This window comes from Jatrophihabitans sp. (assembly GCF_051960575.1).
Taxonomy (GTDB): Bacteria; Actinomycetota; Actinomycetes; order Mycobacteriales; family Jatrophihabitantaceae; genus JBQCEE01.
In genome coordinates this window covers 1-14,096 of the sequence record NZ_JBQCEE010000258.1, presented here as the reverse complement: position 1 = coordinate 14,096, position 14,096 = coordinate 1, and the positions used below count along the sequence as shown (strand labels likewise).

Sequence of the window (14,096 nt, the reverse complement as noted above, 5' to 3'; positions counted from 1 at the left end):
TTTTCCGAGATCATCGCGGGCGAGAGCCGGGACTTCTGCCTCGGACGCGGGTCGCGGTGGCGGTCGCGGCAGCTCAGGCGGCGGCGCCGCGGCGCGGGGCCGGGCGGGGGCGCTGCACGACGTCGGTGTTGCGGGGCAGCTCGATGCGGATCGCCAGGCCACCGAAGGGTGGGGCCGCGGCCTGCAGCTTGCCGCGGTGCGCGTCGACGATGAGCCGGACGATCGCCAGCCCGAGCCCGGCACCGCGGGTGGCCGTGCGCACGCGCCCGCCGCGGCGGAACGGCTCGAACAGCGCGTCGACCTCGTTGCTCGCGATGACCGCGCCGCCGTTGGCGACGTGCAGCCACACCTTGTCGCCGCTCTGTCCCGTGGTCACGCGCAGCCAGCCGTCGGGCACGTTGTGCCGGATCGCGTTCTCGACCAGGTTGCCGACGAGCCGCTCGAGCAGCCGCGGGTCGCCGGTGGTGGCGGCGGCGTCGAGTTCGGTCTCGATCTGGATGCCCTTCTGATCGGCCTCGGCCGCCACCGCGTCGATGACGCTCGGCACGATCGCGGCGAGGTCGACCCGCTCGCTCACCTCGAGCTCGCCACCGCCGACGGCCTGCAACCGGGCGAGGGTGAGCAAGGACGTGACCAGCCGCTGCGCGCGGTCGGTCGCGCCCGAGACCACGGCGCCCATGCGGCGCAGCTCCTCGGCGTCGGCGTGCGGGTCGCTCAGCGTCACCTCGAGCTCGGTGCGGATCACCGACAGCGGTGTCCGCAGCTCGTGGGACGCGTTGGCCACGAACAGCCGCTGGCTGTCGAACGCGGCGTCGAGCCGGGCCAGCATCTCGTCGAAGGTGTCGGCGAGCTCGCGCAGCTCGTCGTCCGGGCCGCCGAGGTTGATGCGCTGGTCGAGCGTCTCGGTCGAGAGCTGCTTCGCCGTCGCGGTGAGCCGGGCGATCGGCCGCAGCGCCTGCTTCGCGAGCAGGTACCCGCCGGTCGTGCCGACGACGACGATGATCCCGAAGTAGAGCAGCCCCGAGTGCAGCAGGTAGGTGACGGCCGAGTCCTGCGCCTCGGAGATCTGCCGCGTGCGCGCGTGCGCCTCCGCCGTCGGCAGCGGCTTGGTGGTGTCGTAGGCCGGCAGCTGCCGGATGGCGCGCTGCACCAGGACGATGCAGGTGATGAGCAGGGAGATACCGACGAGCAGGACCAATCCGCCGTACAGCAACGCCATCCGGATGCGAAGCGTCGGGCGGAGGAGTCTCATCCGGCGCTACCAGCTCCTTCGGCCGCACCGCCGTGGTGCGCGTCCGAATTGAGGACGCTGGGGTCGATGCGGTACCCCGAGCCCACCACGGTGTCGATGATCGCCGGCTCGCCGAGCTTGCGGCGCAGCGTCATCATCGTGACGCGCACGGTGGTGGTGAACGGGTCGGCGTTCTCGTCCCACACTCGGTCGAGCAGCTCCTCGCTCGAGACGACGGCGCCGGACGCCATCATCAGCGTCTCGAGCACGCCGAACTCCTTGCGGGTGAGGTCGACCAGCTCGCCGTTGCGGGTGACCGTGCGCTTGGCCGAGTCGAGCTCGATGTCGCCCGCGGTGAGCACCGGCGGGGCGGCCGGCGTCGTGCGGCGCCCGAGCGCGCGCACGCGCGCGACGAGTTCGGCGAAGGCGAACGGCTTGGCGAGGTAGTCGTCGGCGCCGAGGGCCAGCCCCTGCACCTTGTCCTCGACCGTGCCGCTCGCGGTGAGCATCATGACGCGGGTCAGGACGCCCTCGTCCGACAGCCGCCGGCAGATCTCGTCGCCGGACATGCCCGGCAGGTCGCGGTCGAGCACGACGACGTCGTAGCGGGTGAGGGCCGCCTTGCGGTAGCCCTCGTCGCCGTCGACGGCCACGTCGACGGCCATGCCCTCGCGGCGAAGACCGCGGGCCACCGCTTCGGCCAGCTGTACTTCGTCCTCTACGACGAGGATTCGCATCCCTCTGCCTCCTGGTCGGTGTCGGCCGACACCTCTGTCTTCAGTTCCTGCGGCGGCCGCGCACACCACTCGACGATCCGCCGGCCGATGTCCGGAACCGACAGACCGGCGAGCGCGCGCACGTGCGCGACACTGCCGTGCTCGAGGAACCGTATCGGTATGCCGATCTCCCGGGTAGCCACGCCCGGCACCGTGTCCCGCACGGACTGGCTGACGCGCGACCCGACACCACCGGCCACGACGCCGTCCTCGACGGTCACGACCAGCCGCGCCTGCCGCGCCAGAGCGGTGATCGCGGGGTCGACCGGCGTCACCCAGCCCGGGTCGACGACCCGCACCGTGTACCCGGCGCCGCGCACCGCGCCGCACGCCTGGAGCACGTCGGGGGCCATCGCACCGACCGAGACGATGAGCACGTCGACCGTCGCGTCGGGCGCCGGCTCGGCCAGCACGTCGACGCCCCCGACCCGCCGCACCGCAGGGATCGGGTCGACGAGCGGCGTCTTCGGGAAGCGCAGCACGGTCGGCCCGTCGGCCACCTCGACGGCCTCGGCCAGCAGCTCGCGCAGGGTCGGCTCGTCGCGCGGCGCGGCGATCCGCAGCCCCGGCACCATGCCGAGGAGGGCGAGGTCCCACATGCCGTTGTGGCTCGGCCCGTCCTCGCCGGTGACCCCGGCGCGGTCGAGCACGAGCGTGACGGGCAGCCGGTGCAGGGCGACGTCGAGCAGCACCTGGTCGAAGGCCCGGTTAAGGAAGGTGGCGTACACCGCGACGACCGGGTGGAGGCCGCCCATGGCCAGGCCCGCGGCGGAGGTCACGGCGTGCTGCTCGGCGATGCCGACGTCGAAGCACCGGGTCGGGAAGCGCCGGTTGAACCCCCCCAGGCCGGTGGGGTCGCACATGGCCGCGGTGATCGCGACGATGTCGTCGCGCTGCTCGCCGAGGGCGACGAGCTGCTCGCCGAACACCGACGTCCAGCTGCGGCCCGCCGCCCGGGTGGCGCGACCGGTGACGGGGTCGAACCCGCGCGACTGGTGCATCTGGTCGGCCTGGTCGTTCTCGGCCGGGGCGTAGCCGTAGCCCTTGCGGGTGACGCAGTGCACGATCACCGGTCGGCCGTAGCCGCGGGCCATGCGCAGCGCCTGCTCCATCGCCGCGATGTCGTGCCCGTCGATCGGCCCTACGTACTTGAGGCCGAGGTCCTCGAACATGCCCTGCGGCGCGAGCATGTCCTTGATGCCGCGCTTCACGCCGTGCAACGCCTCGTAGAGCGGCGCGCCGACGACCGGCGTGCGCTCGAGCCGGTCCTTCATCGTGCCGAGCACCCGCTCGTAGCCCGGACGCAGCCGCAGCGCCGCGAGGTGCTCGGCGAGCCCGCCCGCCGTCGGCGAGTACGAGCGGCCGTTGTCGTTGACCACGACGATCACCGGGCGGTCGCTGCCCGCGATGTTGTTGAGCGCCTCCCAGCACATGCCGCCGGTGAGCGCGCCGTCGCCGACGACCGCGACGACCGGGCGCCGCTCGCCGCGCACGTCGAACGCCTTCGCCAGCCCGTCGGCGTAAGACAGTGCGGTGGACGCGTGCGAGTTCTCGATCCAGTCGTGCGGGCTCTCGTCGCGGCTCGGGTAGCCGGACAGGCCGCCGGTCTGCCGCAACGTGTCGATGCGGTCCACGCGTCCGGTGAGCAGCTTGTGGACGTAGGCCTGGTGGCCCACGTCGAAGAGCACCGGCTCGGTCGGTGAGTCGAAGACCCGGTGCACGGCGATGGTCAGCTCGACGGCGCCCAGGTTCGGCCCGAGGTGCCCACCCGTGCGGGCGACCGTCTGCACCAGCACGTCGCGGATCTCGGCGGCCAGGCCGGCGAGCTGCTCGTGGGACAACGCCCGCAGGTCCGACGGCGCGCCGATGCGCTTGAGGAGCTCGGTCACGATTCCAATGTACGGGTCTGACCACGTGCGCCCCCGAGGACGAGCAGCGCGATGCACTCGACGTGGTGGGTCATCGGATAGGCGTCGAACGCCCGCAGCGCCTCGAGCCGCCACCCGTCGGCCTGCGCCGTCTTGACGTCCCGGGCGAGCGACGCCGGGTCGCACGAGACGTAGGCCACGGCGCGTGGCCCGAGGGCCAGCAGCGCGCGGGTGGCCGCGGTGCCGGCCCCGGCCCGCGGCGGGTCGAGCACCACGAGATCCGGACGCACCACCCGGCCCCCGCCGCGGCTCGCCGCGGTGATGCTCGCGGCGTCGACGCGGGCGCGCCGCACCTCGGCCCACGGGTACGCCGCGAGGTTGCCCTCGGCGTCTGCGACGGCCGTCGGCGAGGTCTCGAGCCCGACGACCCGGCCGGTCGCGCCCACGGCGGCGGCGAGCGGCGCGGTCAGTGCGCCGGCGCCGGCGTAGAGCTCGAGCACGTGCTCACCCGCCGCCGGACGCAGCAGGTCGAGCACCGCCCGGGTGTACGTGCTCGCGGCGTGGGGGTGCACCTGCCAGAAGCCGTCGGCGCGCACGGTGTACTCGTGCGGGCCGATGCGGTGCTTGACCCGCGGCGGGCCGGAGACGACCTCGACCTGGTCCGGCGGCCGCTGCCCGCGGGCGTGCCGCCCGGGGCCCGGGCGCCGGGCCAGCACGGTGACCTCGCGCCCGTCGCCGCGCACCGCCGACACGCCGGTGAGACCGGGCCAGCGCTCGCCGAGCAGCGGCGCGTCACCGACCCCGCGCGCGCCGAGCACGCACTGCCGCACCGGCTCGACCTCGTGCGACCGGTACCGCCGCAACCCCGGCGTGCCGTCGGACGCGACCGCGTACTCGATGCGGGTGCGCCAGCCGAGCGGCCCGCCCGGCAGCTCCTCGACCTCGCGCAGCAGGTGGCTGACGTCGGTGCCGGCCATGCGGGCGAACAGCTCGCGCACGACGTCGCGCTTGAGCTGCCGCTGGGTCGCCGGGGCGGCGTGCTGCCAGTCGCACCCGCCGCAGCGTCCGGGACGCGCGTACGGGCACGGCGGCGTCACCCGGTCGGGCGAGGCGGTGAGGACCTCGACCGCGTCGGCCCGCAGGTACGCGCTGCGCTCCTCGGTCACGACCGCCTCGACGAACTCGCCGGGCAGGGCGTGCCGGACGAACACGACGCGGCCCTCGTGCTTGGCGACGCAGTGCCCGCCGTGGGCGGCCGGGCCGACGTCCAGACGCAGCCGCGCGCCGACGAGTGAGATCACCCGTCAATCATCCGTCGGGACGGCCTCAGACGCGCGCCGAGGGCGCGGCCGGGCCGTCCGGCGCCGGCGCGCTGCGGGCGATCTCGTCGCTCGACACCAGCTGGTACGGCACGCTCGTGACCATCACGCCGCGCTCGAACAGCAGCCGGCCCTTGAGCCGCAGCGCGTACTGGTTGTGCAGCAGCTGCTCCCACCAGCGTCCGACGACGTACTCGGGGATGAAGACGCTGACGATGTCGCGCGGCCGGTCGGCGCGGATGCGCCGGATGTAGTCGAGGATCGGCCGGGTCACCTCGCGGTACGGCGACTCGACGACGGTGAGCGGCACCGGCAGGTCGTGGGCCTCCCACTCCTCCTGCAGCCGCCGGGTGTCCTCGTCGTCGAGGTTCACGGTCAGCGCGGTGAGGGTGTCGGGGCGGGTCGCCTTGGCGAAGGCGAGGGCCCGCAGCGTCGGCTTGTGCACCTTCGACACGAGCACGATGACGTTGTTGCGGGCCGGGTACACCAGCCCGGTGTCCTCGGTCGCCAGCTCGTCGGCGACCCGCGAGTAGTGCTTGTGGATGCCGCGCATCACCGCGTAGAGGATCGGCATCGCGATGAGCACCAGGTAGGCGCCCTTGCTGAACTTCGTGATGATCACGATGACGAGCACCAGGCCGGCGAGCGAGGCGCCGAAGGCGTTGATGGCGCGCGAGCGCTGGATGCGACGCCGCTCGGCGGTGTCGGTCTCGGTGCGCAGCTGCCGGTTCCAGTGCCGCACCATGCCGGACTGGCCGAGGGTGAACGACGTGAACACGCCGATGATGTACAGCTGGATCAGCCGGGTGACGTCGGCCTTGTAGATCGCGATCAGCGCGGCGGCCACGACGGCCAGGAAGATGATGCCGTTGCTGTACGCCAGCCGGTCGCCGCGGTTGTTGAGCTGCTTGGGCAGGTTGTTGTCCCGCGCCAGGATCGAGCCGAGCAGCGGGAAGCCGTTGAACGCGGTGTTGGCCGCCAGCACGAGGATGAGGGCCGTCGTGGCCTGGATGAAGAAGAAGCCGATCGAGTGCGGGCCGCCGAAGACGGCGCTGGCCACCTGGGCGATGACGGTGCGCTGCGGGCGGTGCTGGCAGTCGGGCAGCCTGACCCCGTGCTGCAGGAACGCGCAACTGTCGGCGGTGGGGTCGGTGATGTGCACCTTCGCGATGAGCGCCAGCGCGGTGAGGCCGACGAACATGGTGACCGCGATCGTCCCCATCGCCACGAGGGTGATCTGCGCGTTGCGCACCTTCGGCTGCCGGAACGCGGGCACGCCGTTGGCGATCGCCTCGACGCCGGTGAGCGCCGTGCAGCCGGACGAGAACGCCCGCAGGGTGAAGAACATGAGCGCCAGGAAGCTGAGCGAGCCGTAGCCCGAGTGCTGCACGATGCCGAACGACGCGCTCTCGGAACGGGGCGTGTGCCCGAACGCCACCCGCACGAGCCCCGTGATGATCATCACGCCGACGCCGGTGGCGAACAGGTAGGTCGGCGCGGCGAAGGCGGTGCCGGCCTCCTTGATGCCGCGCAGGTTGACCGCGGCGAGCAGCAGCACGAACCCGACCGCCATGAGCACGCGCTGGTGGTGCAGCGACGGCGCGGCCGAGATGATGTTGTCGACGCCGGAGCTCACCGACACCGCCACCGTCATCACGTAGTCGACGAGCAGCGCGCTCGCGACGATGACGCCGGCGGGCTGGCCGATGTTCTTCGTCGCCACCTCGTAGTCGCCGCCGCCGGTCGGGTAGGCCCGCACCAGCTGGCGGTACGAGGCCACGACGGCGGCCATGAGGATCACGACGGCGCCCGCGACCCACGGGGTGAGGTAGAGGTAGGCCGTGCCGCCGACCGTCAGCACGAGCAGGATCTCCTGCGTCGCGTAGGCCACCGACGACAGCGCGTCGCTGGCGAAGATCGGCAGCGCGAGGCGCTTGGGCAGCAGACTGTGCCCCGCCTGCTCCGAACGCACGGGACTGCCGATCACAACCCGCTTGAGGATCCGGGTCACCAGGGCCACGAGCCGCAACAATACGGCGGCCGGACGTGACCTGTGCGCCCGAGCGTCGCGCGTGTTCAGTGGCGGTGTGTAGCGTGCCGTCCCGGACGCGCAAGCCGGCGTCCGCACACGGATCCGCTCCAGATCCATCGAGAGTCGACGACGAGGACGGTGCGCGCGCGTGCACATCGTGATCATGGGCTGCGGCCGTGTCGGATCGGGGCTGGCGCTGCAGCTGGCGCGGCTCGACCACACCCTGGCGGTGATCGACCAGGACCCGCTCGCCTTCCGCCGCCTCGGTGACGACTTCCCCGGACGCACGGTGAAGGGCATCGGCTTCGACCGCGACACCCTCATCGAGGCCGGGGTCGACCAGGCCGGCGCCTTCGCCGCGGTGAGCAGCGGCGACAACTCGAACATCATCGCCGCCCGCGTGGCCCGCGAGACCTTCGGCGTGCAGAAGGTCGTCGCCCGCATCTACGACCAGCGCCGCGCCGAGGTCTACGAGCGGCTCGGCATCCCCACCGTCGCGACGGTGCCGTGGACGACCGGCCGCCTGCTCAAGACGCTGCTCGGCGAGGCGACGGCCCAGGTCTGGCGCGACCCGTCCGGCGGCGTCGTGCTGCTCGCCATCGATCCGCACGACGGCTGGATCGGCCGGTCGGTCGCCGACTTCGAGCGGGCGACCGGCAGCCGCGTGGCCGTGCTCACCCGGTTCGGGGTGGGGCAGCTGCCACCCCCGAACGCGCTCATCCAGTCCGGCGACATGCTGCACGCGCTGGCACCGGACGAGCACGCCGAGCAGGTCACCCGCCTGGCCGCGTCCGCGCCAGAAGGAGGCCACCAGTGAGGGTCGCCATCGCCGGGGTCGGCTCGGTCGGGCGCTCGATCGCCCGCGAGCTGCTCGCCAACGGCCACCACGTGCTGCTCATCGACAAGGACCCGGGCAAGGTCGAACCCGACCGGGTCGCCGGCGCCGAGTGGCTCAACGGCGACGCCTGCGAGGTGGCCAATCTCGAGGTCGCCGGGCTCGAGACCTACGACGTCATGGTCGGCGCCACCGGCGACGACAAGACCAACCTGGTCGTGTCGCTGCTGGCCAAGACCGAGTTCGCGGTGCGGCGCGTCGTCGCGCGCATCAACCACCCGAACAACGAGTGGCTCTTCAACGCCGCGTGGGGTGTCGACGTCGCGGTGTCGACGCCGCGGGTGCTCGCCGCGCTCGTCGAGGAGGCGGTCGAGATCGGCGACGTCGTGCGGCTGTTCAGCATCCGCGAGGGCCAGGCGAACCTCGTCGAGGTCACCCTGCCGCCCGGCGCGGCGTGCTGCGGGCAGGCCGTGCGCGACCTGCGGCTGCCGAAGGACGCCGTGCTGGTGGCCATCGTGCGCGGCAGCCGGGTGATCACCCCGACGCCCGAGGAGCCGCTCGAGGAGTCCGACGAGCTGCTGTTCGTCGCGACCCCCGAGACCGAGCCCGAGCTACGGAAGTCGGTCGTCAGCGGCTGACCCGGGTGCCGCCGCGAGCTGCGCGCGGGCCCGGCGCACCAGCCACCACGACGCGCCGAACGCGGCGATGGTCAACGGGTAGCCCATCGCCAGGCGGGCACCGGCCAGCCAGCCCGTGGCGTTGTGGTGGTACAGCACCGCCTGCACGATGCCGCGCGCCAGGAAGGTCACCGTCCAGGCCACGGTGGCGAGAAGGTAGGCCCGGAACAGCGACGTGCGCCGGAACCACGGGCGGCCGTCGTCAGCCGGCGGCGACGGGTCGAGGAACTCCCACACCAGCCCGACGGCCGGCCGCCGGACCAGCAGCGACACGACGAGCGGCACGGCGTACAGGAAACTGCCCCAGATGCCGAGCAGGAAGAACCCGCGCGCCTGGCCGGTGCGGGCGGCGATGAGCGCGGCCACCGCGACGCCGGCGGCACCCGAGATCGCCTGCTGCAGCGACTGCTTGCGCACGAGGCGGTAGACGATCAGCAGGGCCGCCACGGCGAGCGCGGTGATGACCGCGGCCCGCAGACCGGCGGTGGCGTTGACCGCGACGAAGACGACCGGCGGGATGCCGGTGATGAGCGCGCCCTGCCAGCCGCCGATGCTGGTCAGCAGCTGTTGGCGGTAGGTCTCACGCAGGCTGACGGGATCGGCGACCGGATCCGGACCGAGCTCGACGTCGCGGTCGTCGGTCACGCGGACGGCAGCAGCTCGTACCAGGGGTTGAAGATCGCGTGCTGCCCGTCGTGCAGCCCGACCCGTCCCTTGGCGACGATGCGGCGGCCGGGTTCGACGCCCGGTATGCGGCGACGGCCCAGCCAGACCAGGGTCAGCGTGGACGAGCCGTCGAACAGCTCGGCCTCGAGCGTCGGCACCGTCTCGTTCGGCGTGTAGCGCACCGACCGCAACCGGCCGACGACGCGCACGGTGCCCCCGCGCTCGACGACGTCGAGCCGGGTGCAGGACATCGTCTGGACGTGCTCCTGCAGCTCGTCCGCGTCGAGCCGTGAGGCGCTCGCGGTGAGGCGGTGCAGCAGTGACTGTCGGCCCACGGTGCCAGGGTAACCGCGGATCAGGCGCCTGGCGTGGGGAGTTCGACACCCTGGGGCAGCCGCAGCGGCACCGGCTCGCGCACCGGCAGCGGATCGGTCCCCCGCACGACCACCACCTGGCGCAGCAGCTCCTCGAAGGGCTCTGCCGCCGCGTCGTCCGCGGCGACCGGCCCGACGAGCATCGCGCGCAGGAACCAGCGGGGCCCGTCCACCCCGACGAAGCGCACCGGCACCGGCTGGTTGCGCTCGTCGCGCAGGTTGCCGAGCAGTTCCGGCCCGAACGGCCCGTCCTCGCGGTCCTTCGGGTTGCCCCGCTGCTGCTGGAGCGACTCGGCGATCTCGGTGCGCACGTCGCCCCAGATGCCCTCGTTGCGCGGCGCGGCGAAGACGCCGATCTGCATCGTGCCGTGCGGGCCGGCGACGGTGGCGGCGACGACCTGCTGCTGCTCGTTGACGTCGAGGCGGATGTCCAGGCCCGGCTGCACCGGGATGCGCAGCGCCCCGAGGTCGACGCGCTCGACCTCGTCGTCCGGTTCGTCGCGCACGTCGTAGGGGCCGGTCGTGGGCGGCACCTCGGCGCGCACGCGGGTCTCCCACGGCGGCGTGGCGTCGATCTTCGACCGGTCGGTGCGCTTCTGCTTACGGGCCATCGGACTGCTTCACCTTTCCTGGCGCGCCCACCTCGAGCGCCGCCGCTCCCCCGGTCGAACCGTGCCCACCCGTGCCGCGCGCTGAACCGGGCAGCTCGGCGACCTCGACGAACTCGGCCTGCGCCACCTGCTGCACGACCAGCTGGGCGATGCGCTCGCCGCGGTGCAGGGTGAGCGGCCGGGCGGTGTCGTGGTTGACGACGATCACCTTGACCTCGCCGCGGTAGCCGGCATCGATCGTGCCGGGCGCGTTGACGATGCCGAGCCCGGCACGCGCCGCGAGCCCCGAGCGCGGGTGCACGAACGCCGCGTAGCCGGGCGGCAGCGCGATGCTCAGCCCGGTGGGCAGCACCGCCCGCTCGCCGGGGGCGAGCGTGACGTCCGCCGCGGTCACGATGTCCGCGCCGGCGTCGCCGTCACACGCGTACGCCGGCAGGGGCAGGGCGTCGTCGAGTCGGCGCACGAGCACCCGCACCGGGGCGGTCGCGCTGGCTGTGCCTTCGCCCGTCACGGCGTCGAACGTTACCGGTGCGCTCATTACCCTCGACACCGTGGCAACGGACACCGGCACGACGGCGCTGTTCCGCGAGCGGCTGCGTCCGCCGTGGTGGTGGTACGCCGTCGCGATCTTCGTCGCCGTCCTGCTGGCCGCCGAGTTCCACATCGCGCAGATCGACGTCACCGACTGGCTGCCCTACATCGTGCTGGTGCCGCTCGCGGTCGGCATCGTCTTCTCGATGGGGCAGGCGACCGTGGTCGTCGACGACACGACGCTGCGGGTGCGCGGGGCGACGCTGCCGCTGGACATCGTAAGCGGCATCGTGGCCCTCGACGACCGCACCCTGCGCCGCGTCGTCGGTCGTGAGGGCGACCCGGCCGCGTTCGTCGCGATCCGCCCGTGGATCGGCCCGGGCGCGCAGCTGTGGCTGGACGACCCGGACGACCCGACGCCCTACTGGGTGGTCAGCACCCGGCGTCCGCAGCAGCTCGTCGAACTGATCCGCGCGCGGGGGCAGTGACCCGTCCCGCTACGTTGCGGGCATGACCACCGGCACCCCTGCGCACACCGCGTTCCCCCCTGTCGAGCAGCTCGGCCGACGCTTCGCCGGCCGCGTCGCCGTCGTCACGGGCGCGAGCCGCGGGATCGGGCTCGGCATCGCGGCCCGCCTCGTCGCCGAGGGCGCGCAGGTGCTCATCACCGCGCGCAAACCGGACGCGCTGGCCGAGGCGGTCGAGTCCCTCGGCGGCCCGGCGCACGCCGTCTTCGAGGCCGGACGCGGCGACGACCCCGAGCACCAGCAGGCGGCGGTCGAGCGTGCCGTCGCCGAGTTCGGCCGGCTCGACGTGCTGGTGAACAACGCCGGCATCAACCCGGCGTTCGGGCCGCTCACCGAGCTGGACGACGGCGCCGCCCGCAAGATCATGGACGTCAACGTGCTGGCCGCGCTCGACTGGACGCGGCGGGCGCTGGCCGCGGGCCTGGGCCGCGACGGGCAGGGCGCGGTCGTCAACATCGCCTCGGTCGCGGGCATCTCGCCGGCACCGGGCATCGCGTACTACGGGGTCAGCAAGTCGGCCCTGCTCGGGCTGACGATGCAGCTGGCGGCGGAACTGGCGCCGGCGGTGCGGGTGAACGCGATCGCGCCGGCCGTGGTGAAGACGCGCTTCGCCGAGGCGCTGTACGCCCACGACGAGCAGGCCGTGGCGGGCACCTACCCGCTCAAGCGCCTCGGGGTGCCCGAGGACATCGGCGCCGCCGCTGCCTTCCTGGCCAGCGACGACGCCGCGTGGATCACCGGTCAGACCCTCGTCTGCGACGGGGGCATCGGGCTGACCTGACCGGATCCGCCCCGCGATCGGCCGTCAGGCGCAATCGCGGCAGATCATCTGGCCGTTCTTCTCGCGGGCCAGCCGGCTGCGGTGGTGCACGAGGAAGCACGACGAGCAGGTGAACTCGTCGTCCTGCTTCGGCAGCACCCGCACGGTCAGTTCCTCGCCGGACATGCTGGACAGATCAGCACCCGGCAGTTCGAGCGACTCGGCCAGTTCGGCCTCGTCGACATCGATGGAAGACGACTGCGCCTCAGCGCGGCGCGCCTTCAACTCCTCGATCGAGTCCTCGTTGAGCTCGTCGACTTCACCCCGACGCGGAGCGTCGTAGTCGGTCGCCATCTACTTTCGTCAACTCCTTGCGTGGGGGACCCCACTGTGGTGCGGGCGGACGTCGGGCTCGGTCCGCCGAGCAAGATCGATCTGGTCCTGCTCCGGCCCTGCAACGTCCGGCCCCCGGCGTTTGTGCCCGCCGCTGACGTGGTGGTCGTCACCGGCGTGGAGACAGACAGGACGGGGGACGGGGGTGCTGCCGAACCGGACCGGACGCGGAAGGCTACCGCGTCCGGGCTGTGCCGCAACGGTGGGGCAGCCTGGGTTGTTCCCGCGCGCCGTGCGCTTTATCCCGCTCGTCCGGAACCCGTTCAGAACCTGTGCCGGACGCGCCCCGTCACGACGTGCCACCTCGTCGTCGGTGGCGCGGGTTAGGCTCTGGCGTCCAACCACCGGAGGTCGCAGCACATGCCGAGCACCACGAGGCGCCGGCCCCTGCCCGCCCTGGTCTTCCTGGTCGCCCTGCTCGGGGTCACCGCCCTGGTCTGGTGGCGGGTGATCGGACGCAACACCGGCAGCAGCGCGAGCGGCCCCTGCCCGACGCCGCGCCCGTCGACCTCCTCGTCCTCGTCGTCCGCCGCGCCCGCCGGTACCACCCTGCCGACGCCGCAGTCGGTGACGGTCGCGGTGCTCAACGCGACGAACCGGTCGGGCATCGCCAAGAAGGCCCGCGACGTGCTGATGAGCGACGGCTTCTCCTCGCCGTCCCCCGCCGCCGACGACAAATCAGGCGTGCACGTCACCGGCGTGGCCGAGATCCGGTACGGCCCCGGGCAGCAGGCCGCCGCCAAGCTGCTGCAGTACTACTTGCCGTCCGCCGCCCTCGTGCCGACCACGGCCACCGATCGCGTGATCGTCGTGTCGCTCGGCGAGCGGTACCGCCGCATCGCCCCAGCTGCCGACGTGACCGCCGCGCTCAAGGCCGACGGCGTCACCCTGAGCGACGCCCCCGCGCCGACGCCCACGCCCGCTCCGTCCGGCTCGGCGTCGACCTCCCCCCGCTGCTGACCCGGCCGGCTCAGCCGACGCGATCGGCGCCGAGCTCGTCCAGCAGCCCGAACAGGTCGGGCGCGAGCCCCGGCCCGGCGACCGCGTAGAAGTCGTCACCGGCGGCGCGGCCGCGCAGCCCGGACGACACGCAGCCGGCCTCGGCGGCCACGAGTCCCCCGGCGGCGTGGTCCCAGCGGTGCAGGCCGACCTCGAAGTAGCCGTCGAGCCGCCCGGCGGCGACGAAGCAGAGATCCAGGCTCGCGGCGCCCAGCCGGCGGACATCGGCCACGCGTGGCAGCAGTTCGAGCACGACGGCCGCCTGCCGCGCCCGGCGCGCGGCGTCGTAGCCGAAGCCCGTGCCGATCACGGCGCGGGCGAGCGGCACGTCCCGCGGGCCGGTCAGCCGCCGGTCGCCGAGGAACGCCCCGCCGCCGAGCGAGGCGGTGAACAGCTCGCCGGTCTCCGGGTTGTACACCGCGCCGGCGACGACGACACCGTCCAGCTCGGCGGCCACCGACACCGCGTACTGCGGCAGGCCGAGCACGAAGTTCACG

At 73.2% G+C, this 14,096-nt stretch carries 16 protein-coding genes; 5 read left to right on the top strand and 11 right to left on the bottom strand.

Annotated elements, in window-relative coordinates; translation table 11 throughout:
* Positions 1-73: 73 nt before the first annotated feature.
* Genes ACTHMS_RS14735 through ACTHMS_RS14715 form a run of 5 tightly spaced genes read right to left on the bottom strand, consistent with a single transcriptional unit; the run spans position 74 to position 7,214 of the window.
* A complete protein-coding gene (locus ACTHMS_RS14735; RefSeq protein WP_440307428.1) occupies positions 74-1,252 on the bottom strand; it encodes a sensor histidine kinase in 1,179 nt (392 codons plus the stop codon).
* Entirely contained in the window at positions 1,249-1,968 is a 720-nt protein-coding gene (locus ACTHMS_RS14730; protein WP_440307427.1) for a response regulator transcription factor, read from the bottom strand. Before ACTHMS_RS14730 ends, ACTHMS_RS14735 begins: the two co-directional genes overlap by 4 nt.
* The gene (dxs, locus tag ACTHMS_RS14725; protein WP_440307426.1) at positions 1,950-3,896 is read right to left on the bottom strand and encodes a 1-deoxy-D-xylulose-5-phosphate synthase; all 1,947 of its coding nucleotides are present in this window, start codon (positions 3,894-3,896) and stop codon (positions 1,950-1,952) included. Before dxs ends, ACTHMS_RS14730 begins: the two co-directional genes overlap by 19 nt.
* Entirely contained in the window at positions 3,893-5,176 is a 1,284-nt protein-coding gene (locus ACTHMS_RS14720) for a class I SAM-dependent RNA methyltransferase (RefSeq protein ID WP_440307425.1), read from the bottom strand. Before ACTHMS_RS14720 ends, dxs begins: the two co-directional genes overlap by 4 nt.
* Before the next feature lie 25 nt (positions 5,177-5,201).
* Entirely contained in the window at positions 5,202-7,214 is a 2,013-nt protein-coding gene (locus ACTHMS_RS14715) for an APC family permease (protein WP_440307424.1), read from the bottom strand.
* Positions 7,215-7,374: 160 nt separating this feature from the next.
* Here ACTHMS_RS14715 and ACTHMS_RS14710 point away from each other — a divergent pair, with 160 nt between their 5' ends.
* Both ACTHMS_RS14710 and ACTHMS_RS14705 read left to right on the top strand, forming a co-directional pair.
* On the top strand, positions 7,375-8,043 hold the full coding sequence (locus ACTHMS_RS14710) for a potassium channel family protein (protein ID WP_440307423.1): 669 nt from the start codon (positions 7,375-7,377) through the stop codon (positions 8,041-8,043).
* Positions 8,040-8,699 (top strand): potassium channel family protein, encoded by a 660-nt coding sequence (locus tag ACTHMS_RS14705; RefSeq protein ID WP_440307422.1) that lies wholly within the window; start codon positions 8,040-8,042, stop codon positions 8,697-8,699. The genes ACTHMS_RS14710 and ACTHMS_RS14705 overlap by 4 nt, the downstream gene beginning before the upstream one ends.
* Here ACTHMS_RS14705 and ACTHMS_RS14700 read toward each other — a convergent pair.
* Genes ACTHMS_RS14700 through dut form a run of 4 tightly spaced genes read right to left on the bottom strand, consistent with a single transcriptional unit; the run spans position 8,673 to position 10,927 of the window.
* Entirely contained in the window at positions 8,673-9,383 is a 711-nt protein-coding gene (locus ACTHMS_RS14700; RefSeq protein ID WP_440307421.1) for a DUF3159 domain-containing protein, read from the bottom strand. The genes ACTHMS_RS14705 and ACTHMS_RS14700 overlap by 27 nt on opposite strands.
* Positions 9,380-9,739: an OB-fold nucleic acid binding domain-containing protein gene (locus ACTHMS_RS14695; protein WP_440307420.1), complete on the bottom strand. Its 360-nt coding sequence runs from the start codon at positions 9,737-9,739 to the stop codon at positions 9,380-9,382. Before ACTHMS_RS14695 ends, ACTHMS_RS14700 begins: the two co-directional genes overlap by 4 nt.
* A gap of 20 nt (positions 9,740-9,759) precedes the next feature.
* Complete coding sequence (locus ACTHMS_RS14690) at positions 9,760-10,389, bottom strand: DUF3710 domain-containing protein (RefSeq protein WP_440307419.1); 630 nt, start codon at positions 10,387-10,389, stop codon at positions 9,760-9,762.
* A complete protein-coding gene (gene dut / locus ACTHMS_RS14685; protein ID WP_440307418.1) occupies positions 10,379-10,927 on the bottom strand; it encodes a dUTP diphosphatase in 549 nt (182 codons plus the stop codon). The genes ACTHMS_RS14690 and dut overlap by 11 nt, the downstream gene beginning before the upstream one ends.
* A gap of 13 nt (positions 10,928-10,940) precedes the next feature.
* On the opposite strand from dut, the gene ACTHMS_RS14680 reads away from it, so the two are divergent.
* Positions 10,941-11,408 carry a DUF3093 domain-containing protein gene (locus ACTHMS_RS14680; protein WP_440307417.1) on the top strand — a complete coding sequence of 156 codons (468 nt, stop codon included), beginning with the start codon at positions 10,941-10,943 and terminating at the stop codon, positions 11,406-11,408.
* Between the two features lie 22 nt (positions 11,409-11,430).
* The gene (locus ACTHMS_RS14675; protein WP_440307416.1) at positions 11,431-12,228 is read left to right on the top strand and encodes an SDR family oxidoreductase; all 798 of its coding nucleotides are present in this window, start codon (positions 11,431-11,433) and stop codon (positions 12,226-12,228) included.
* Between the two features lie 24 nt (positions 12,229-12,252).
* Here ACTHMS_RS14675 and ACTHMS_RS14670 read toward each other — a convergent pair whose 3' ends face one another.
* Entirely contained in the window at positions 12,253-12,561 is a 309-nt protein-coding gene (locus ACTHMS_RS14670) for a DUF4193 domain-containing protein (RefSeq protein ID WP_440307415.1), read from the bottom strand.
* 399 nt (positions 12,562-12,960) lie between these two features.
* Between ACTHMS_RS14670 and ACTHMS_RS14665 the strand changes: the two genes are divergently transcribed.
* A complete protein-coding gene (locus ACTHMS_RS14665) occupies positions 12,961-13,560 on the top strand; it encodes a LytR C-terminal domain-containing protein (RefSeq protein WP_440307414.1) in 600 nt (199 codons plus the stop codon).
* Between the two features lie 10 nt (positions 13,561-13,570).
* Here ACTHMS_RS14665 and ACTHMS_RS14660 read toward each other — a convergent pair.
* Positions 13,571-14,096 (bottom strand): inositol monophosphatase family protein (locus ACTHMS_RS14660; RefSeq protein WP_440307413.1); only part of this gene is annotated, 526 nt, incomplete at its 5' end.